Source organism: Rothia sp. ND6WE1A, from assembly GCF_001683935.1.
In the GTDB taxonomy this organism is placed as follows: Bacteria; Actinomycetota; Actinomycetes; order Actinomycetales; family Micrococcaceae; genus Rothia; species Rothia amarae.
Genome location: NZ_LXTU01000066.1, coordinates 20,625 through 40,351 on the forward strand (window position 1 = coordinate 20,625; position 19,727 = coordinate 40,351).

The following is a 19,727-nucleotide window of genomic DNA, read 5'->3' on the forward strand; positions in this document are numbered from 1 at the left end:
GCCATGCCAAAGGAAATAAATATTGCTACAAACAATGGTGATATCGGCGGGGGCGAAGTTATGCTTTTCAATATCGCCAGAGCGCTGCGTTCTTTAGGACACGAGGTCACTATTGTAGGTCCTGCTTCTCCCTCAGAAGTGGTGGAAGCTGCAGCAGATGAAGGGTTTGATGTAGTTTGTCTTCCCGCCACTACGCGCAAGCAATACATGGCCCACCTTCGAATCTGGGATCAGCGTTCGCGTAAAGGACTTTTGTGGTGCAATGGTTTAGTTCCCGCATTTGCTACTGCAGGACATCAGAACCGAATTGTGCATCTGCACCAAGTACCGCAAGGAAAACTGCGGTGGCTATTAAAGTTCGCACAGATTTGTACCCTCAAAACTCTAGTACCAAGCAAATTCGCCTCCCAATTTGTGAAAACTGCAGAAGTTTTTCCCAATTGGGTAAGTACTATAAATATGCCCCTCAAACGTAAACCAATAGGTAAAACCATTTCTATTGGGTTCTTAGGTCGGCCCTCCGTTATTAAAGGTACTGATACGTTAGCGCGTGCTATCGAACGTTTGAACCGGGAAGAAACCCTCCAGTTTGAGCTAGTCATTGCTGGCGAGTCAAAGTTCGTTGATGAGGGCGCACAACAAAATTTGCAGAAAACTCTTAGCTGCATTCAATATCAAACGCGTTTTTTGGGTTGGGTTGAGCCTTCAGTTCTTTTTCAACAAATAGATATTCTTGTTGTCCCTTCTAAGATTCCCGAATCATTTGGCTTAGTTGCAACTGAAGCTATGAGCGCTCGAGTACCACTGTTGGTATCTGACGCAGGGGCATTGCCCGAAGTTGTAGGAGAAGGCTACCCATGGATTTTTGAACAAGATAACGTCGAGAGCCTTATCCACCAAATGAGGCAAATTACTACCCAACTCGAAAATCATTCTGAAGAAACTGAAAAAATTATTAACTCCAGTTATTGGCGCTGGCAAGAAGAGTTTTCGCCTGAGGCTGGAAAGGCCCATCTTCGCGAATTACTCTTAGAAATTCTCTAGGAACAACCAAAAAGCTTGTTCAATTGATGACCAACGAAAGTAGACATGATGACTCTGTATAAAGCTGCCGTCATTATTCCCACACGTGGGGGAGCCGCCAAGCTACATTTTCCGCTTGATGCGCTGGAGCAGCAGACAGAAAAAGATTTTCAGGTCATTGTGGTATGCGATGGCGATATTGACGGCTCTGCCCAGGTAGTGAAACAGTACAAAGAGCGTGGCGTTCTCAATATTGAAGCGATTGTTTTTGAAGAGAACCAGGGGCGTTCCAAAGCCCTCAACGCCGGGCACCAGGCAGCAGATGCTCATGTGCTGATTCGTTGCGACGACGATCTTGAGCCGAATCCCAACTATGTAGCGGAACACGTTAGATTGCATCAGGGTGATCGAGAAACAGGTGTTATTGGTCTAGTCCATAACGTTTACCCGGAAAATTCTTATGCTCGAGCATATGGTTATTTTCGCGATGAGAAATTCCGCCTGGATGCCTATGCAGCTGACCCCAACAGCTACTGGCACTTTTGGAATGCCAACGCTTCACTCACTCAAGAAATGTTCCACCGCCTAGGTGGCTACGACGAGCGCTACCGCCTCTACGGCTGGGAAGACGTCGATATGGGGTACATGATGCATCAAGCAGGGGCGGAAATAATTCTTGCCCCAGAGCTGGAGTCGAAGCACCATATCGCGGCGACTACAACTGCCTCGCGTGCTACCCGGGCCTTACACTCGGGCGCAGCTCGTTCCCTCTTCGTGGAAAAACACGGCACCGACGTACTGAAGAATCCAGACCCAGTAGGGATTTGGGGGACCGCCGTCAAGAGTGTTGCAAAACTTGCTACCGAAAAAAATATTGAAATCGCCGGAAATACCATCGATAAGATTGCGGACAACCTTCCGCACAAAATCTCCGAAAAGCTTATTTCGCTACTCGTAGAAGCATCTGCTTATGCCGGTATCAGATATCCCTCACGAGCACGGAAAGTTTTCTAATCCCCATGCCATCCCCCTTTATTTTCTTTCAAAACCTTTTGGCGCCCCCCGCAGCAACTGAAGAAATTGCGATTGCTCACGACTACCTCACCCAGCGTGGGGGAGCGGAGCGGGTAGTACTTGCTATGCACCGTGCTTTCCCTGAAGCGACCATATATACGACCCTCTACGACCCCGAGAAAACCTATCCCGAGTTCAAGAACGCTAAGATCGTCGTATCGCCCCTGAACCGCATCAAATTCTTTCGTAAAAACCATCGGGCAGCGCTACCTCTTTTGCCATTAGCATCTTCCCTTTTGAAAGTACCTGCTCGTAAAACACTTGTATCGTCAACGGGTTGGGCGCACGGGTTCAATTTTGCGGAGAAATCCTTCATTTACTGTCATTCACCAGCACGCTGGGTCTACCTTACTGATCAGTATTTAGGAGATCACACGGGAAAAGTCATGAGCTTTGTTCTGCGTTTCCTACGGCCAGCTCTGCTTCTCTGGGACCAACGCGCTGCGCGTCATGCTGGCCCATATGCGGCTAACTCGACGACCATTCAGCAACGTATAGAAGCTGTTTATGGTGGTAAGGAATCCGAAGTTATTTTCCCACCCTTTTCTATTCCCAGCGAAAAAGGCATAGAACCCCTCCCTGAATTGGAAGAATTCATGAAGGACGGGGATTATTTCTTGGTGGTCTCCCGGCTTTTGCCTTATAAGAACGTTGACGTGGCTGTCCAAGCGTTTGCCGGGCTCAACCAAAAATTGCTGGTAGTAGGCGACGGTCCTATGGCTGAGGAACTCCACGAGATGGCGCCTGAGAACGTTCAGTTTGCCAGTAACATTTCTGATGCCCAGCTACGTTACGCTTACCAAAACTGCCGGGCTCTTTTAGCGGTATCGTACGAGGACTTTGGGCTTACCCCATTGGAAGCGGGCTCCTTTGGCAAACCTACTATCGCCTTACAAGCTGGAGGGTATTTAGATACTATCCGCGAAGATATCAACGGCGTGTTTATTCAATCGCCTGATGTCGACCATGTGCGAGCGGGACTGGTTCAGTTTGATAGCCGTGAATGGGATTGCGTAGCTATTCACGACTATTCGGATAGATTTTCTGAACACTGGTTCAAGAAGAAACTCCGAGAGAAAGTAAGAGATCTCTAAGCGGGGAGAGACAACCCCGTTTAGCGCTGCACGAAACCTTGATTTTCTAAACTGCTGAGAAAACTCAGTACAGGGGCCTCTACCGTTTCTACAGAAACCTCAAATGTCTCTGCCACTTGTGTCATCAGCGTATTCGCTGTTTTAGGTTCATCCAGAAGATCCCAGATTACTGGCCCAGACCCTTCAAGTACCAGAAGCTCAGAGGTCAGCAGATTAGCAAGATAGAGCTTGTCTGAGCCTTCTTGGCTGTCATCGAGATCAGTCTCGTATACGAACGCGGTGTGTTCCGCCCGCGAGTAGAGGGGATCTATATGTTTTTCCACCGGAGAATCCTCTCAAAACGTTCAAAGAAGAGATGTCGTTTCTCTTGATGGGTAGGTTCATGGCCCAAAGTCATTGCCAGATGATCATTATTGATTTCAGCGATATTCGTAAGCACATGTAGCTTTTGCTTCAACCCTTCAGCGCGCTGTAGACGCCCTAACCACTGCAGCGGAAGGGGCGTTGGCTCTGCCGCTGATTTCCAGAACAGGTACTGTCTATTTCCGCGGTGCTTTTCAATATCGCCAAGGGCAGCATCAAAAGCAATCTCAGAATTAAACTCTCGAATTCGTTCGCGCATTTCCTGCCACTGCGCGTCAGTCAAAGTTCTCTGCAAATGCATTACGTCGCTGTGTAGCCCGTGTCCGCTAGATCGCGCGCCATGCACTACAACAATATTTCGGCAGTCAACGAGCTGCGGAACGTAGCAGTCAAAGTGCGCAATTTGCTTGATACGACGCTTTTCCCACAGCTTCTCAAATGCACCCGCCTGGTCATAGAAATTGATTCCGGGAAAGTATCTATGCACGTCTGTGAGCCCCCAGGAGGGGTGATAAAGAGTCGCAGCGTGCTCGAAAATGGAGCCGCTTTCAAACGTCGTCAACGAGCGCCAGCCATCTTTTTTCAGCAAGTATAAAAATCGCGCCACATGCGCAGGTCGCACCAGTAAATCTACATCGGTGCTATTGCGGTTGGGTGCATACACCTCCGTACCAAAGGCATATCCCTTGACATGAAGCAAGTCGATGTCGTTTGCATTCGCCAAATTCTGAAAATAAGCATGCGATAAACGAATCCGGGCTGGCAATGGTACGGAGACTTCATCAGGCAATTTTTCTGGCATTGTTCCCCATATATGTTTCTCTAAAAGTGAGGCAGTATTCATAGCTGTGTGTAAGAAAATAGTGCGGAGCATTCCCTCTTGCTCCGCACTATCTTCACATATTATTTGTTGCGTGTAGCTCTTTTGCTACCGCGTTTTTTCTTGGAACTCTTCGAAGCGTCCTCGCCATAGTAAGACGAGTAGCCGCCGTAATATCCTGCATAGCCAAAGCCGTAGTAGGAGTTTCCTAGGCCCTTCAGCGGAGTACGGTTGATGACAACGCCGATGAGGGCCGCACCCACCTTATTGAGCATGTTGGCTGCTTCTTCAAGGTGTTCCTTGCGGGTCTTGCCCACTGTAGCCACCAAGATAACTCCGTCAACTGCGGAGGAAAGCAACGAAGCATCGGTAACGGGCAGGAGCGGCGGAACGTCTACAATGACCATGAACTCGCTGGAGAGTTCTTTCACTAGCTGGCGCATTTTGTCCGAACCCAGCAACTCTGAAGGGTTAGGCGGAATACGCCCAGCAGGCAAAAGGAAGAGCTGGCTATCTTCGTACTGGCGCACTGCCTCAGCAAGTTCAACTTGCCCTGCTAGTACCTGGGTCAGACCAATCTTTGCATCAATATTGAACTTCTTGCCGATAGTAGGACGGCGAAGGTCGGCGTCAATCAAGATGGTCGGTTGACCGGACTCAGCGAGTGAACGAGCCAAGGAGGTCGAAACGGTGGACTTACCTTCACCCGGTTCTGAAGAGGTAACCAAAACAGACTTAGGTGGGTTGTCTACGTTTACAAAACGAAGGTTCGTGCGAAGCTGACGAATTGCCTCTTGTGATGTGTGATCGTCCTGGTTCGTCAAAAGGTTCTTCTCAGAGAGCTGTTCGGTCTCAGGGAGAGTACCCAGAACACCAGTTTTGGTGGCTTTGGCGACGTCGTCGCGAGTACGAACCTTGACGTCGATTGCTTTCCGCAAGAAGATCGCTGCGAAGACAAGTACTAGACCTGCGAGAGCACCGGCAAGCACATTGAGCTTAGTGTTGGGGCTTGAAGGAGCGCCAGGCAACGTAGCGTCGTCGAGAGGGACCACGCGCACGGTGGTAGAACCTTCAAGGTCATTCACTACCTTGGCGGTAGCCGAAAGCGAGGTGTTTGCTAGAATCTGTGCGGCTTCGGGGCTAGAAGCTGTCGCCTGAACTTTCATGAGGGCTGAATCGCCTTCAAGCGATGCCGTCAAATGACCCTTGATTTCTTCAGCACTCATCCCAATATTGGGGTTCTGCTTGACGATTTCATCGGCAACAGGGCCGGAGCTAACTAAAGCGAGATAGGAGCTTGCCTTATCTTTAGCGGCGCTTGAACCTGAAATGACATCGCCAATTCCGGTTGATTCACCGACGGTGACGTATCCGGTAGCCGACGACGCGTAGACCTTAGGCTGTAAAAGGGAATAGCCGAACCCGAGGAGAGCACCTACGAGCATGCCAATAAGCAAATATTTGGCATTGACTCGTACCATGCGCACGAAATCTAGAACTGTCATAAAAGAACCTTTTGAGGGTGGAAGCCAGCGATGTGCGGACTGATTTTAGGGCAATCTTAGCACCAGTTTTGTCCCTAAGTAGGGGACAAGCATTTGTTCAAATGAAAAGTAATGCCTTTCATAGCAGATGCTGATTTTTCATAGGCTCCTCAACGTTTCTCCCAGCGAAAGAGAACTTTTAAAGAACCTTGGGAAGCGTGATTTATTTCTTGAGGAGGCCGAGCAGATAGCGACCGTAGCCACTTTTGACCAAAGGAGATGCAAGTTCCTCCAGGCGTTTGTCATCTATATAGCCCATACGCCATGCAATTTCTTCAGGGCATCCGATGGATAACCCTTGGCGTGCCTGCACCGTTCTAATGAAGCTGGTGGCATCGGCTAGCGAGTCGAAAGTTCCGGTATCAAGCCACGCGGTGCCGCGGGGAAGTACCTCAACCTGCAATTTATTTTTCTCTAAATAAACCCGATTCACGTCGGTAATTTCTAATTCACCGCGAGGTGAAGGTGCAATATTTGAGGCGATTTCTACGACGTCATTGTCATAAAAATAAAGACCGGGAATAGCGAAATCACTTTTAGGATTTTCGGGCTTTTCTTCAATTGAAATAGCTTTAAAATTACTATCGAATTCGACGACGCCGTAGGCGCGAGGATCTGCCACGCGGTAACCAAAAACAGTTGCGCCATCAATCTTGTTGTACTTGCGTAACTGGGTTCCCAGACCAGGGCCATAGAAAATATTGTCGCCGAGGACGAGGGCTACAGGTTCGTTGCCAATGTGCTCTCTGCCCAGAATGAAAGCTTGTGCAAGTCCGTCCGGAGAAGGCTGAACTTTATAGGAAAAGTTCACGCCAAATGGAGAGCCGTCACCGAGCAAGCGGTAAAACTGGTCTTGATCTTCGGGGGTGGTAATAATCAGGATGTCTTGGATTCCCGCAAGCATCAGGGTGGAAAGCGGGTAGTAAATCATGGGCTTGTCGTAAACAGGAGTCAACTGTTTAGAAATACCTAAAGTAATGGGGTGGAGGCGACTGCCTGTGCCACCAGCTAGAATAATTCCCTTCATGATTCATATTGTGTCACGAGAATCAATAAAACATTTCAATTCATAAGTGAGTCAATAAATATTATCTCCCGTACCATATAGGGCATGGGAAAAATCTTAGTGACCGGCGGAGCCGGCTTCATCGGTTCAAACTTTGTTCACCACCTCCTAGAGAACACAGATCATTCTGTGACGGTGCTCGATAAGATGACGTACGCAGCTAACGAGAAGTCTTTGGAGGGGCTGGACCCTTCGCGATTTGAATTAGTTAAGGGGGACATCGCAGACCGAAATACTGTAGACCCCTTGGTGGACGAAGCCGATGCCGTTGTCCACTACGCCGCAGAATCCCACAACGATAACTCTCTGAACGATCCCACGCCGTTCATCCATACCAATCTCATCGGAACTTTTACCCTGTTAGAAGCCGTACGTGAGTATAAGACTCGCTACCATCACATCTCCACCGACGAGGTGTTTGGTGATTTAGAACTGGATGACCCCGCCAAATTCACGGAAAAAACTCCCTACAATCCGTCGTCGCCCTATTCATCTACTAAGGCGGGGTCAGATCTTCTCGTGCGCGCGTGGATGCGCTCGTTCGGCATCGAGGCGACTATCTCTAACTGCTCGAATAACTACGGGCCTTTCCAGCACATCGAAAAATTTATTCCCCGCCAAATCACCAATATTCTTTCGGGTATTAGACCCAAGTTGTATGGAGAAGGGTTGAACGTTCGTGACTGGATCCACGCCTCGGATCACTCCTCTGCGGTGCTGACTATCTTGGAAAAAGGCAAGCTGGGGGAGACCTATCTCATTGGTGCTAACGGCGAAGAAAATAACATCACGGTATTGCGCACTATCTTGCGCCTGATGGGTCAGCCCGAAGACGCTTTTGACCATGTAGTTGACCGCCCCGGGCATGATTTGCGGTACGCCATCGATGGCTCTCGGCTGAGAGAAGAGCTGGGGTGGGAGCCACGATTTACCAATTTTGAGTCGGGGTTGGAAAACACGATCGAATGGTACGCCGAGAACCGAGACTGGTGGGAACCTCTCAAAGCTGAGGTTGAAGCTAAATATTCCAAGGTAGGCCAGTAAAACATGACTAAAGAGTTAGCGGTACACACCACCGATATCCCAGGTCTGCTCATTATCGATTTGCCGGTGCACGGAGATAACCGCGGTTGGTTCAAAGAGAACTGGCAGCGGGAGAAACTCGTTGCGCTAGGTCTTCCTGATTTTGGACCGGTGCAGAATAATATTTCTTTCAATGCGGCTCGTGGAACAACTCGCGGTATTCACGCTGAGCCCTGGGATAAATTTGTTTCAGTTGCCACGGGCAAGATTTTTGGTGCCTGGGTGGATCTCCGCGCTGGGGATTCTTTGGGTAAAACCGTTACCGCTGAGCTGGGTCCTGATACGGCTGTGTTCGTTCCTCGCGGCGTCGGGAATTCCTTTCAAACCTTAGAAGACAACACTGCCTATACCTACCTGGTGAACGACCATTGGTCGGCAGACGCTCAAGGGGAGTATTCCTTCCTTAACCTTGCGGATGAAACGGTGAATATTTCGTGGCCGATTCCGCTAGAACAAGCGGAATTATCAGAAAAAGACAAGAATCATCCGCGGTTAGCAGATATCCAACCCGTTCAGCCCGCGCCACTTCTCATCGTCGGTGCCGGTGGGCAACTCGGAAAAGAATTGCAGCGTCAGTTGACCGAGCAGAATATTCCTTTCATCGCTGCAGGTAGAGCTGAAATTGACCTGGCTAATCCTTCCTCATGGGCTGACCGGTATCGATGGCGTTCAATGCGCGGCATCATCAATGCTGCGGCTTTCACCGCCGTTGACGATGCAGAAACCCCTGAAGGACGACGCGCGGCGTGGGCTGCCAATGCCACGGGAGTTTCTGCGCTTGCACAGGTTGCTCGCGACGCTGGAATTCCACTGGTGCATTTTTCCACCGACTACGTCTTTGATGGAACGCTACCGGTGGGACAAAAATATGCTGAGACAGATCCGGTCTCTCCTTTGGGCGTTTATGGCCAATCTAAAGCTGCCGGTGAATTTGCTGCTCAGGGTGCGCCGCGGCATTTTGTAGTGCGTACCTCCTGGGTGATTGGTGATGGGAAGAATTTTGTGCGAACCATGCAATCGTTGGCGGAGCGTGGAATCAATCCGGCGGTCGTCAACGATCAGTTTGGGCGCCCCACTTTCACGCAAGAGCTAGCTACTGCCGCACTTCACCTGCTAGATTCCGGGGCGGAGTACGGCATCTATAACGTCACCAACTCTGGTCCCGTTATCTCGTGGGCAGATCTTGCAACTCAGGTCTTTGAACTTTCAGGGCATGATGGCGGGCGGGTCTCTCCTACCTCTACCGCAGAGTATTTTGCCCACGTAGAAACGTTTGCGCCCCGCCCCACCAACTCTGCATTGAGTTTGGAGAAGATTACGGGAACAGGTTTCACCCCGCGCTCTCACGAAGAGGCATTGGAAACGTATCTTCGGGAACACTAGAAGATTGTGAAGTAGAACGCGCCGAAGGCTGCTTGGGTTATCTTGCAAATTTCGGTGTGAACCCGTCATAATAGGAGAGTTGTTCACACAGTAGAACAACAGCCAAGGCGGTGGAATATCGTGAGGAAACTCCGATAGGTCCGAGACCGACGGTGGCTGAACTGGAATTTATTTTCTGGCGTCAGTGCACTGCTTGGCGCAATAAATATCCAGTGAAAGGAGTATCTCATGGCAGATACCACCAAACTCGCAGCAACCCTACGCGAAGACTTCGGCAAGGGCTATGCACGTCGCATCCGCATGGCTGGCGACATCCCCGCAGTAATCTACGGCCACGGTGAAGAGCCCAAGCACGTTGTACTGCCCGGTCACGCAACCACCCTTGCAGCACGTAACGCGAACGCTATTCTTGACCTGGACATCGAAGGTGATTCCACCCTCGTTATGATCAAGGACATTCAGCGCCACTCCATTCGTCCTGAAATCCAGCACATGGACCTCATCCTCGTGAAGCGCGGCGAACGCGTTGAGGTTGAAGTACCTTTGACCGTTCAGGGTGAAGTTGCTGAAGAAGCTATCGCTAACCAGGAAGAAACCGTTCTTCTTGTTGAAGCTGACGCTCTCAAGGTTCCCGAAGAAATCGTTGTTGACATCGAAGGCCGCAACATCGGTGAGCACGTTCTTGCCGGCGACATCAAGCTTCCCTCTGGCGTTACCCTCGTTGCAGACGAAGAACTGCTCGTTGTTAACGTATCCGAGCCCCAGGAACTTGACGTTCCTGAGCCCGGTGAAGAAGGCGAAACCGACGCTGAAGGTAACCCCATTGAGCTGGACGAAGATGGCAACCCCATCGAACCTGAAGCTCCTGAGGGCGACGTCGTCGAGGCATCTGAAGAATCAGATCAGGCTGGCGAAGCACACGATTCAGACAACTCCCAGGACTAATGTTTTAGCTTCAAGCTAGAACACCATTGGTGTGAGAGATGGCCCGTACCCTGCAGAGCAGGTGCGGGCCATTCTTGTGAGGAGAATTCTTTGCTGGAAAATCTAAAACGTAAACTAGCTGATATAACTGAAAGCTCTAGGGAAAGAGAAAAGATGAGCGACGCATGGCTGATTGTGGGCTTGGGGAACCCGGGCGCTGAATACGAAAAGACTCGCCATAATATTGGGCAGATGGTTATCGACGAGTTAGCAACTGAGGTGGGCGGCTCTTTCAAGCGGCATAAAGCCCGAGCAATGGTGCTAGAGGGACGACTGGGCATGGGCGGGCCCAAAGTTATTTTGGCAAAGCCACTCACTTATATGAATACCTCAGGTGGGCCGGTGGCGGGGCTTGCACAGTTTTATGGCATTGATCCAGAGAAAATTATTGCGGTACATGACGAGCTGGATATCCCTTTTGACACGATCAAGCTGAAAATCGGTGGGGGAGAGGGTGGTCATAATGGACTGCGCGACATGTCTAAGGCGCTGGGCACTAAAGATTATTACCGAGTCCGTGCTGGAATCGGGCGTCCACCCGGGCGGATGCAGGTCTCAGATTTTGTGCTGAAGCCCTTTTCCTCCACAGAAGCAAAAGAGCTTCCTTTCTTAGTGGGTAATGCCGCAGACGCCGTCCAATTGCTGATTTCCGATGGTCTGGTAGCAGCCCAACAGAAATTTCACTCGGCATCATAAATTTTTTGCCAGACGCCGTGCCGCTAGGGGGGGTAAGCGTTCTCAACTGAGCTTGCCCTTACTACACAATTTTGCGCGCGGGGAATAAGCTATAAAAATATGTCGTTATGCCAAGAGAGCATGAACACGCGTAGATAATCGTCAATAAAAGGAAGAGCACGTGAGCACTAAATACGCTTTGCCAGAGAATACCCCTCTGAACAATGAAACCGTGATGAAGCTTCGTCAAGACTTCCCCATCCTTTCTCTGGAAGTGAATGGTCACCCGCTCACCTACCTCGATTCCGGTGCTACCAGCCAGAACCCGGTTCAGGTTTTGGATGCCGAACGGAACTTCTACACGGGTGCTAACTCAGCGGTTCACCGCGGGGCACACACCCTGGCTGTGGAATCGACTGACCTCTTCGAAGAGGCCCGTCGTGTAGTTGCCGAGTTCGTTGGCGCCCGTGAAAACGACATCGTGTGGACGGCAAATGCTACTGAAGCGCTGAACCTGGTGACCTATTCTTTTGCGAATGCTTCTGAAGGGCTCGGGGGAGAAGCTGCTCAAAAATTTGCGCTCCAAGAGGGCGACGAAATCGTTGTGACCGAACAGGAACACCACGCGAATCTCATTCCTTGGCAGCAGCTTGCCAAGAAAACCGGTGCTACCTTGCGCTGGATTCCAGTGCTTGAAGACGGAACCCTCAACTATGAGGAAGCCGAAAAGGTCATCACCGCACGCACCAAAGTCCTAGCTTTTACCCATGTGTCTAATGTGCTGGGATCGATTACAGACGTCGATTATCTGGTGAAATTAGGTCGCCAAGCAGGCGCATTTATTGTGCTCGACGCGTGCCAGTCGGTACCTCACATGCCGGTCAACTTCCGCGAACTAGATGTAGATTTTGCTGCCTTTTCAGGTCACAAGATGCTCGCGCCAACCGGTATCGGCGTTCTATACGGTAAGAGCGAGCTCCTCAAAGATATGCCACCTTTCTTGACCGGTGGTTCTATGATCACCAAAGTCACCATGACACAAGCTGAATTCATGGCACCTCCCACCCGCTTTGAAGCAGGTACCCAGAAGGTATCTCAGGTGGTTGCACTTGCTGAGGCGGTACGATACCTGAGCCACCTCGGCATGGAAAACGTTCACGCCTGGGAAGCAGAACTGGGCAAACGTCTGGCTCAAGGCGTCAGTGAAATAAGTGGTGTGCGCCTGCTGGGGCCGGCCGTCGGTATGGAGCGAGCCGGAGTTGCTGCAGTACACGTCGACGGCGTGCACCCACACGACGTCGGACAGATTCTTGATACCGAAGGTATCGCCGTTCGAGTAGGGCACCACTGCGCACAGCCGCTCCACCGGGCGATGGGGATTAACGCCTCAACCCGCGCGTCGGGCTACATCTACAACACCACCGACGACGTCGACCGGTTCTTGCAATCCCTCGCCACAGTGCGCCCCTACTTCGGCATCAACGACTAATATCAAGCTTTTCTAGGAGTAACGATGAGCGGACTCGAGTCCCTATATCAAGAGATTATTCTTGACCATTCCAAGCAGCGCACCGGTGAAGGGTTCGTAGATCCTGGCACGCATGCCAGCGCCGATAACCACCAGTACAACCCCACCTGCGGCGATGAGATCAACCTCCGCGTTGAGCTCTCGGATGACCGCCAGACCATTGAAAAAGTATCGTGGGAAGGGGACGGCTGTTCCATCTCGATGGCATCTGCCTCAGTTCTATCCGATATGGCTCCAGGAATGAGCTTGGGAGAATTCCAGGAGATGGTGGACAAATTCCGCGAAATGTTGCGCTCGCGCGGACAGATTCAACCCGATGAAGAGTACTTTGGCGACGCTGCTGCTTTCGCAGGTGTCTCGAAATTCGTAGCACGCGTCAAATGTGCAATGCTTTCGTGGGTTGCGGCTGAAGAAGCCACCAAAGAAGCCACTGTAGCGAAGTAAACTTTTTCAGCCTGTATAGATGACGGCGGTTGCAGCAGGAGATGCAACTGCCGTCAGTGTGCGTGCCAAGATAATATGTGACCCACCAGCATGAACGGCATCATATTTTGTCCCCATCCGCTCACGATAGGGGGGGTATACTGTCCACCAAACTAGGCGCAAGAGGTTTCGGCATGTCAGCTCCTATGTGGCGTAATATTATTCGCACACTCGTTTTTGACTAAGGGAATTTATGAATATCGGTTACGCAGCAGGCGCTTTTGATCTTTTCCACGTAGGACACCTTAATATCCTCCGTGAAGCAAAAAAGAACTGCGACTACCTCATCGCAGGCGTGGTTTCAGACGAAATGCTAGAACTGACCAAGGGTCGCAAGCCTATTGTGCCTCTGGCAGAACGCATGGAAATTGTCTCCCACATCGACTTCGTGGACGAAGTACGCGCGGAGACCGTCAAGGATAAGCTAGAGACCTGGGAATCAGTCAAATTCAACACCTTCTTCAAGGGTGATGACTGGAAAGGCACTCCAAAGGGTAAAGATCTCGAAGACCGCTTTGCTGCGGTAGGCGTGAACGTCGTGTACTTCCCCTACACCGCACACACTTCTTCTACGAAGCTGCGCGCAGCTCTTGCAGCGCTCACCCCCAACGCTGCATAAAATCTAATAGCTAAAGCTCAAGGGCGGTTCCTGAATTTTCAGGAACCGCCCTTGAGCTTTAAGATTTATAGGTTTAAAACCGGAAATTACTTCTGCTGAAGCCACTCTTCGATGTAACCACCGAGTTTAGTCATTACTTTACCCACGTAAGGCTCAGCGGCAGCAGCAATCTTCTTGCCCACCAACGGAATACCACAGGAAACTTCACCGGAAACATTAATAACGGTCTGCTCGCCCTGAGGAACCAACTGCTGTGAAGCCTTAGCGGTCACAGGCATGCCCGTAACATTGATTTCTGACTCTACGGTGCGCGCACCATCTGCAGCGGGCGCAGACACAGAATCTACCTGAGTCATCTTCAGACCTTTAGAGACAAACTTCTTTGCCATATCAGGCACACGATCTGCACTCACCGCACGGGTTGAGGTCGCTGTGAAAGCACCCGAAGGATCGCCGTCAACGGAGAAACCTTCAAAACCAATCTTCAACTTATCGCACACAAAACGTGCGAAATCCTCAGACGCAAAAGCCTGTGCAACCTGATCAACAGTTGCGTTTACAGTGGTTGTTTCATTAACAGCCATAACACGTACCTCTCTATGAAATGAAAGCACCCATCGGTGCTCTATCTTCTAATATCTTATACGGAATACGCACAAGGCGCCCAACACGATATGAGCTATAAGCTATCGCATTGAGCGCCCGGTAGAAATCATCAAGCTCTCTAGAACCTGGCGGAATAGGTTATGCCGCCAAAACTATCTCAGACTAACGAGAAAACTTCTCTCCTACGATTCCCAAAACTACTTGCTTCCAACGACGAGCAAACTTGCGTACGTCGTGGCCGGGGGAGGGGGCAAAAGTTTCAAAAACCTCGGAAAGCCGAGCCGATGCTTCGTCAGCACCAGGACGACGACGGGAACCACGATATTTCTCTGGGTTCGCCAAGGCGTCATCTAGCTTCTGGTGCAGGTCCTTGGCATCCTGAGCAATAACTGTCTCACCATAAGACTGCATCACCTTGGAGAACTCAACCTGGTGGTTATCTACCACTTCCTCAAGCTCAGCCTGGCGAGGAACAGAAATTGGAATAACTCCGACTTCGCGCGCGTCCAAAATTGAACCGGGACCGCCCTGCACCAGTACGGCGGTAGCATTCTCGTAGATCTTAAGCAGATCTTTACGAGGCATGCGGTCTACGTTGTCGGTGGAATTACGGGGGCCTTCCGTAAAACCATGCTGAAAGAGGCAAGTTACCTCAGGATGCTGAGTCAGGTAAGACTCAACCCAACCTACCAATCGATCAAATTTGTGATAGTCAGTTCCAATGGAAACCACAAGATCGTAATGAGGCACGTCCTCTTCCACAGGTTTCTGGGGATCGCTGCGTGTTGCCATGCGATTAATCTACTTTCTAAGAGATGGAGTGAGTAAGCAAAGAGTGAGGGAGCTACATAATCGCGCCGATATTAACCGACTCGGGGAATGCCTTCTGTTGCTCTTCCCATTGAACAACAAAAAGGTCGCTCATGGGGTAGCATAAGCGTCCGCTCATTGTCGGCATCGTGATGCGATCGTAAGCTTCGATAAAGACAGTGCGAATGCCTAGAATCTTTGCCACTGCGAAGAAAGAAACTGCGACAGCAGCACCAGACGTGATGACGACGTCGGGCTTCTCCCTGCGCAGAGTACGCCAAGCGACTCCCACATTGCGCACGGCATTTGGAATGTTGCGAGTAGTGGGGAAATAAACCCAATCAATCTTCTCGCCGTCCAACGCCGCTTTTACCTCAGGTAGCTCAAAAGTTGCCCAGGTGCGATCGTGTTGTTTCCAGAACTTATCAATAGCGATGAGCTGGGCAAGGTGACCGCCCGCGCTCGCTACATAGAGTGCTTTCATTGTGTTGTTATCCCCCAAAGATGTGTTGCTTAGGATGCCAGATAGACGTATTCGATATCGGCGTGTGAAGTGCGTGCTGCGAGCTGGGCAAATTCACGAAGTTGTGCGGAATCGGTGGAAGAATCCACCACGATAAGAGCTGCCCCTAGATTTTCAGCCGCTGAGAGAACCTCAGAGAACCCTGCTTCATGAGAAGCGACAACGACGGTTGGCTGATCAGCTACTGCCTGGAATGTCGGCTCATTGGAAAGCGCCGTTGAGATGGAGTCGGTGAAATGAACGTTTTCCTGAGAAATAGATTCACCCACGACCGAAGCATACTGCTCTGCCAGCTGAGGGGTCGGCGAGTAGACGATGACTCCGCGGTGATCTTCTGAAGAAACATGTCCAACGGGAGCGCCCAACGCCATCATCGCACGGCGAGTATCCTCCACCTCAGAACCTCGACGAATTTGAGATACAGGACCCTGAACGGCTTCTTCTGCGCGGTCAGCATGAGTTAACTTACGACCACGAGAGTCTGCAATCCATGCCAAAACAGCTCCAATGAGAAGACCGAGGCAAGCACCCACCAAAGCAGTCTTGAGCATGCCCAGGTTCTGGGATGCCTGAGGAGCCTTAGCTTCGCTGATAACACGGCCAGCTTCAGTGTTCGTCAGCTGAATCTGAGCAAGCTTTTCAGTCAGAGTTGCCTTGACCTGCTCTGAAGAATCCTTAGGAAGATTATCCAGTTCTTTCTTAGCTTCCTTAGCAGCGGCGTCTACGCGCTCCTGTGCTGCTTCGGTGCGTACCTTCAAGTAGGACTTCGCGATGGAGTTAGCGTAAAGCGCTGCGTCTTCGGGATTATCTGCAGTTGCAGTAATATCCATGACTTCGGTACCGGAGTGAGGTGCTACCTCAACGTTGTGTACCAAACGTGAGACGAGCCCTTGGTCGTTGACGTCGATTTCCTTAGCAGCTTCTTCAGCTACTTCACGAGAAGCGGCAACGCCTGCTTCTGTATCAATCTTCAGAGTGAGCTGGTTGCTTGCCAATGCATTGGGGTCTGGCGAGACGGGGGTCGCCAAAACGGTAGCGGTTGCTTGATATTTGGGAGTTGCTGCAACCGAAGCCAGGGCGCCTAAGATAGCGCCAATAATGACGGCGGTCAGAATAATCAAAGGATGACGAAGCATCTTCTTGAGCTGGTCGGAGAGCGAAACTGCCCCTACCGCCTGATTTGAACGCTGCGAATCCCCACTCGCTCTGCGTGCTGCTACTTTAGCCATGTTTAGTTGCTCTCTTTCGATGCAAAGTGTTTACCAATTCTTTTTTTCTTTTTTCGAGATTTGAAAATCATCTCGACGCCCATCGCGTGTCTAAAGACGTAGAGCAGGATGCCGTAGATCGGAATCACGATGGCCGCGTAGACAAAGAGTTGAACCCAGCCCATCCCCATGAACCAAGTCACTCCTAGCGCGCCCAAAAGAGGTACCCCCACGCCTGCAAGCATGATGGGGAACATTTCGGTGGGTTTTGCGCTAATACCTACTAATTTCAGAACTTCATAGGAAGCCAAAGCGGTATCCACCAGAATAGCTGTGGCCCATGCCGTTACTGCTCCCCAAATCCCATAGGTAGGTACCAAGAGGAAATTTAGGATGAACGAAACAGCCAGCGAGGACAGCTTGTTATAGAGTTGCCACCGCGACTTACCGCTCATCAGTAGAACTGACTGGACACCGCCGGCTGCCATCATAATCATCATGGCAGGGCAGATCACCCAGAGAATTCCTGCGCCCCGGTCGAATCCCTGACCAAAAACGGTCATGAGAACAGGTCCGAAGAACGCCAACGTGATGTAGAAGGGCCATCCAATTGCGATGAGGGCTCTGGTGTTTCCTAAAAAGATACGACGGGCTTTATCCAATTCGTTGGTGGCGATAGCCGCGCTGATAGAGGGACCGGTCACAATTCGACCGGTGTGTTCTACCATCACGCCCATGCGCACCATACGGTTGACGGCGCCGTAGATACCCGAAGCGACAACGCCGCCATATGCTGCCACAAAAAGTACGTCGATCCATTCGAGGATGGATTCAACCACTGCAGAAACACCGCGTGCGGCGCTAAACCCCCAAAAGGTTTTGGCGGTCTCTGCAGGAACGCTACCTTCTGCGACATCGTCTTCAGCGCGCGGCATGTATTTGCGAACCAAGACCAGGGCGATCAATCCAACAACCACCACAGGAATTGCCCATGCCAGTGCCAAAGACAACATTGAGCCAGCCATGCTTACTACCAGCAACACTGCCAGAATGCGCAGAGTGGGTAGCAGAACATTCTGGAGAGCGGTAAAAGTAACCACTCGGTTGAGACCGCGAAGCACGCCAAAACAAATTGTCATGGCGGCAGCGGCAATCAAGAACGGTGCGGAGACATTTACTGCCACCCGGTAGTCATGATCTAGTGACGGAGTCAGTGCCGGCAAAGTATAAATGAGTGCCACTACAGTGAGCCCGATAGCAATGCACAGCGAAGGAATAGTCGCAAAACGAATCAAACGCGGTATTGCCGAGTAACGACCCACCGCCCGCTGGGCAGAAACCGTACGAACCAAACCCGTGTCCGAGCCAAAAACCGAAAGCGACGTGCCAATCGTGAAAAGCGCCATCACCTGGAAAAATAGACCCGCGCCAGCTTCGCCTAGCCCGTGCGTCACTACTAAGGTAGCGACGAACGCCGCGATTGCTCCATAGACTACGAAGAGGGATGAAAATGCACCGCTCTTAGCAAGTGAGGGCATTAAATCCCCTCCCCATTAACTTGAGATCTCATAATCATGGTCAGACACAGCATCATGGCTGCCATCTGCATAATGTCAAAGCTGTAGAAGATAAAGACGCAGATCGCAGTGACAGGTACCGAATGAATCCATAGCCCAGCTGCAGACTGCACATCCCAGGTGGAGATGATGGAGGAAAGCATGAAGATGACAAACAATGCAAGCCCCACTAACCCAAAGCAGAACATCAGAGCCCACAGGTAACCCTGGGTGCCCATAGAAATACCAATGGATACATTCATTCGAGACGTGCCGTAGCCGACCACAGGCGACTGCATGACGGCGTCCCACGTTGCCTGATACAGCGAAGCACGACCGCCGGTAGAATCTGAATATTCCTGGCGGCCAAGAATCTTGGCAATAGCACCTGAAGCAAACAGACCTGCGACAGCAAGCGCTGCAGCGACCACCGAGTAGAAAGCGACTTTCAAGTTACCGCTGAGTACATAGCGAAGCACTACATACACCACGGCGATGCCCAAGCCAATGAACATTCCACGGTTACTGGTAGCGATGGCAGGCACCAAGCCCAAAATAATGGAGATACCCAAAATAATTTTGGTGCGAAGCTTATCGGCTGCCATCAAGGTGGCAATCACGACCGGCGTCAAGAAAGTGAACGCCAGCCCCCAGCTATTAGCGTAAGGAAACGGTGCCGACGGGCGAATATATGGCTCAGGAGCGCCCCAAGGTAACTGGATTTCAGCCAGCGGTGGCATGACGTAGTCACGAACCAATTCGTTCTGTTTCAACCCGCCAGGAAGCAAAAAGCTCATAGGGGTAGTGAGGCGGAACTCTGGGAAGAGCAAAGCCAAATAGCCCAAAATCACCACGGTGTACCAGACCGTGACAAGACCGCCCATCAGCCCTTGATTGGTGATAGATGTACGTGCATTGAAGAAATACACGCCGTAGATACCTACGTTGAGAATATTTACCCAACGAAGTCCCCACGCCAAAATATCGCTACCCCCGTGAAGGGATACTGTAGACACCACGCACCAAAAAATAAGGGCAAACCAAATCCACTGTGTCTTGTAGACCAAGATGTTTCTGCGCACCACCATATAGAAGACCATGATGATGGCGAGAATAGTAGGGGCAAACTGACCCAAGCCAAGAGCCCAGATCAGAGGAAAACCATACAGAAGAGTATAAAGAGGCCAGGCAGGTAACGCTGGAATCTTTGAATACGCTGAATCAACAGAGCTTCTTGCAAAGCGTTCGCCCTGTTGAGGCATAAAGAGGGTGGAAAGCATTAGAC

The 19,727-nt window shown here is 50.9% G+C and carries 20 protein-coding genes; 10 read left to right on the forward strand and 10 right to left on the reverse strand.

Features of this window, described 5'->3' with window-relative positions; translation table 11 throughout:
• The first annotated feature begins 3 nt into the window (after positions 1-3).
• The 3 genes from A7E48_RS09335 to A7E48_RS09345 are packed head-to-tail and all read left to right on the forward strand — an operon-like array spanning position 4 to position 3,191.
• Positions 4-1,044 carry a glycosyltransferase family 4 protein gene (locus tag A7E48_RS09335; RefSeq protein ID WP_068172680.1) on the forward strand — a complete coding sequence of 347 codons (1,041 nt, stop codon included), beginning with the start codon at positions 4-6 and terminating at the stop codon, positions 1,042-1,044.
• A 45-nt stretch (positions 1,045-1,089) separates the two neighbouring features.
• A complete protein-coding gene (locus A7E48_RS09340) occupies positions 1,090-2,037 on the forward strand; it encodes a glycosyltransferase family 2 protein (RefSeq protein ID WP_233126054.1) in 948 nt (315 codons plus the stop codon).
• Positions 2,038-2,042: 5 nt separating this feature from the next.
• Positions 2,043-3,191 (forward strand): glycosyltransferase, encoded by a 1,149-nt coding sequence (locus A7E48_RS09345; RefSeq protein ID WP_068172687.1) that lies wholly within the window; start codon positions 2,043-2,045, stop codon positions 3,189-3,191.
• A 20-nt stretch (positions 3,192-3,211) separates the two neighbouring features.
• On the opposite strand, the gene A7E48_RS09350 is transcribed toward A7E48_RS09345, so the two are convergent.
• From A7E48_RS09350 to rfbA, 4 genes are all read right to left on the reverse strand, one after another.
• Positions 3,212-3,514, reverse strand: a complete 303-nt coding sequence (locus A7E48_RS09350) for a PqqD family protein (protein ID WP_068172690.1) — start codon at positions 3,512-3,514, stop codon at positions 3,212-3,214.
• A complete protein-coding gene (locus A7E48_RS09355; RefSeq protein ID WP_068172693.1) occupies positions 3,499-4,356 on the reverse strand; it encodes a nucleotidyltransferase family protein in 858 nt (285 codons plus the stop codon). The genes A7E48_RS09350 and A7E48_RS09355 overlap by 16 nt, the downstream gene beginning before the upstream one ends.
• A gap of 101 nt (positions 4,357-4,457) precedes the next feature.
• A complete protein-coding gene (locus tag A7E48_RS09360) occupies positions 4,458-5,879 on the reverse strand; it encodes a polysaccharide biosynthesis tyrosine autokinase (RefSeq protein ID WP_068172696.1) in 1,422 nt (473 codons plus the stop codon).
• 202 nt (positions 5,880-6,081) lie between these two features.
• Entirely contained in the window at positions 6,082-6,945 is an 864-nt protein-coding gene (gene rfbA, locus A7E48_RS09365; protein WP_068172700.1) for a glucose-1-phosphate thymidylyltransferase RfbA, read from the reverse strand.
• 84 nt (positions 6,946-7,029) lie between these two features.
• Between rfbA and rfbB the strand changes: the two genes are divergently transcribed.
• From rfbB to A7E48_RS09400, 7 genes are all read left to right on the forward strand, one after another.
• Entirely contained in the window at positions 7,030-8,028 is a 999-nt protein-coding gene (gene rfbB, locus A7E48_RS09370) for a dTDP-glucose 4,6-dehydratase (RefSeq protein WP_068172702.1), read from the forward strand.
• Between the two features lie 3 nt (positions 8,029-8,031).
• Positions 8,032-9,450: a dTDP-4-dehydrorhamnose reductase gene (gene rfbD, locus A7E48_RS09375; protein ID WP_068172705.1), complete on the forward strand. Its 1,419-nt coding sequence runs from the start codon at positions 8,032-8,034 to the stop codon at positions 9,448-9,450.
• A 228-nt stretch (positions 9,451-9,678) separates the two neighbouring features.
• Positions 9,679-10,395, forward strand: coding sequence for a 50S ribosomal protein L25/general stress protein Ctc (locus A7E48_RS09380; RefSeq protein ID WP_068172708.1), 717 nt, complete (start codon positions 9,679-9,681; stop codon positions 10,393-10,395).
• Positions 10,396-10,548: 153 nt separating this feature from the next.
• Positions 10,549-11,130 carry an aminoacyl-tRNA hydrolase gene (gene pth, locus A7E48_RS09385; protein ID WP_068172711.1) on the forward strand — a complete coding sequence of 194 codons (582 nt, stop codon included), beginning with the start codon at positions 10,549-10,551 and terminating at the stop codon, positions 11,128-11,130.
• Positions 11,131-11,344: 214 nt separating this feature from the next.
• A complete protein-coding gene (locus A7E48_RS09390; RefSeq protein WP_068172761.1) occupies positions 11,345-12,598 on the forward strand; it encodes a SufS family cysteine desulfurase in 1,254 nt (417 codons plus the stop codon).
• Between the two features lie 24 nt (positions 12,599-12,622).
• Positions 12,623-13,081: a Fe-S cluster assembly sulfur transfer protein SufU gene (gene sufU, locus A7E48_RS09395; protein ID WP_068172714.1), complete on the forward strand. Its 459-nt coding sequence runs from the start codon at positions 12,623-12,625 to the stop codon at positions 13,079-13,081.
• A 232-nt stretch (positions 13,082-13,313) separates the two neighbouring features.
• Entirely contained in the window at positions 13,314-13,739 is a 426-nt protein-coding gene (locus A7E48_RS09400; protein ID WP_068172717.1) for an adenylyltransferase/cytidyltransferase family protein, read from the forward strand.
• Positions 13,740-13,825: 86 nt separating this feature from the next.
• Here A7E48_RS09400 and A7E48_RS09405 read toward each other — a convergent pair whose 3' ends face one another.
• The 6 genes from A7E48_RS09405 to A7E48_RS09430 form a co-directional block, all read right to left on the reverse strand.
• Positions 13,826-14,323 (reverse strand): DUF2505 domain-containing protein, encoded by a 498-nt coding sequence (locus A7E48_RS09405; RefSeq protein ID WP_068172720.1) that lies wholly within the window; start codon positions 14,321-14,323, stop codon positions 13,826-13,828.
• 184 nt (positions 14,324-14,507) lie between these two features.
• Entirely contained in the window at positions 14,508-15,137 is a 630-nt protein-coding gene (locus A7E48_RS09410; protein WP_068172722.1) for a glycosyltransferase, read from the reverse strand.
• Positions 15,138-15,189: 52 nt separating this feature from the next.
• Positions 15,190-15,639 (reverse strand): polysaccharide biosynthesis protein, encoded by a 450-nt coding sequence (locus A7E48_RS09415; RefSeq protein ID WP_068172725.1) that lies wholly within the window; start codon positions 15,637-15,639, stop codon positions 15,190-15,192.
• A gap of 29 nt (positions 15,640-15,668) precedes the next feature.
• A complete protein-coding gene (locus A7E48_RS09420; RefSeq protein ID WP_068172730.1) occupies positions 15,669-16,907 on the reverse strand; it encodes a YveK family protein in 1,239 nt (412 codons plus the stop codon).
• A gap of 2 nt (positions 16,908-16,909) precedes the next feature.
• On the reverse strand, positions 16,910-18,424 hold the full coding sequence (locus A7E48_RS09425) for an oligosaccharide flippase family protein (RefSeq protein WP_068172733.1): 1,515 nt from the start codon (positions 18,422-18,424) through the stop codon (positions 16,910-16,912).
• Complete coding sequence (locus A7E48_RS09430) at positions 18,424-19,722, reverse strand: O-antigen ligase family protein (protein WP_233126056.1); 1,299 nt, start codon at positions 19,720-19,722, stop codon at positions 18,424-18,426. Before A7E48_RS09430 ends, A7E48_RS09425 begins: the two co-directional genes overlap by 1 nt.
• Between the last annotated feature and the right edge of the window lie 5 nt (positions 19,723-19,727).

Bases quoted from the DNA above. Each gene is read 5' to 3' on its own strand.
- A7E48_RS09335 (WP_068172680.1), top strand. From the start codon at position 4: ATGCCAAAGGAAATAAATATTGCTACAAACAATGGTGATATCGGCGGG.
- A7E48_RS09340 (WP_233126054.1), top strand. From the start codon at position 1,090: ATGATGACTCTGTATAAAGCTGCCGTCATTATTCCCACACGTGGGGGA.
- A7E48_RS09345 (WP_068172687.1), top strand. From the start codon at position 2,043: ATGCCATCCCCCTTTATTTTCTTTCAAAACCTTTTGGCGCCCCCCGCA.
- A7E48_RS09355 (WP_068172693.1), bottom strand. From the start codon at position 4,356: ATGCCAGAAAAATTGCCTGATGAAGTCTCCGTACCATTGCCAGCCCGG.
- A7E48_RS09360 (WP_068172696.1), bottom strand. From the start codon at position 5,879: ATGACAGTTCTAGATTTCGTGCGCATGGTACGAGTCAATGCCAAATAT.
- rfbA (WP_068172700.1), bottom strand. From the start codon at position 6,945: ATGAAGGGAATTATTCTAGCTGGTGGCACAGGCAGTCGCCTCCACCCC.
- rfbB (WP_068172702.1), top strand. From the start codon at position 7,030: ATGGGAAAAATCTTAGTGACCGGCGGAGCCGGCTTCATCGGTTCAAAC.
- rfbD (WP_068172705.1), top strand. From the start codon at position 8,032: ATGACTAAAGAGTTAGCGGTACACACCACCGATATCCCAGGTCTGCTC.
- A7E48_RS09380 (WP_068172708.1), top strand. From the start codon at position 9,679: ATGGCAGATACCACCAAACTCGCAGCAACCCTACGCGAAGACTTCGGC.
- pth (WP_068172711.1), top strand. From the start codon at position 10,549: ATGAGCGACGCATGGCTGATTGTGGGCTTGGGGAACCCGGGCGCTGAA.
- A7E48_RS09390 (WP_068172761.1), top strand. From the start codon at position 11,345: ATGAAGCTTCGTCAAGACTTCCCCATCCTTTCTCTGGAAGTGAATGGT.
- sufU (WP_068172714.1), top strand. From the start codon at position 12,623: ATGAGCGGACTCGAGTCCCTATATCAAGAGATTATTCTTGACCATTCC.
- A7E48_RS09400 (WP_068172717.1), top strand. From the start codon at position 13,314: ATGAATATCGGTTACGCAGCAGGCGCTTTTGATCTTTTCCACGTAGGA.
- A7E48_RS09405 (WP_068172720.1), bottom strand. From the start codon at position 14,323: ATGGCTGTTAATGAAACAACCACTGTAAACGCAACTGTTGATCAGGTT.
- A7E48_RS09410 (WP_068172722.1), bottom strand. From the start codon at position 15,137: ATGGCAACACGCAGCGATCCCCAGAAACCTGTGGAAGAGGACGTGCCT.
- A7E48_RS09415 (WP_068172725.1), bottom strand. From the start codon at position 15,639: ATGAAAGCACTCTATGTAGCGAGCGCGGGCGGTCACCTTGCCCAGCTC.
- A7E48_RS09420 (WP_068172730.1), bottom strand. From the start codon at position 16,907: ATGGCTAAAGTAGCAGCACGCAGAGCGAGTGGGGATTCGCAGCGTTCA.
- A7E48_RS09425 (WP_068172733.1), bottom strand. From the start codon at position 18,424: ATGCCCTCACTTGCTAAGAGCGGTGCATTTTCATCCCTCTTCGTAGTC.
- A7E48_RS09430 (WP_233126056.1), bottom strand. From the start codon at position 19,722: ATGCTTTCCACCCTCTTTATGCCTCAACAGGGCGAACGCTTTGCAAGA.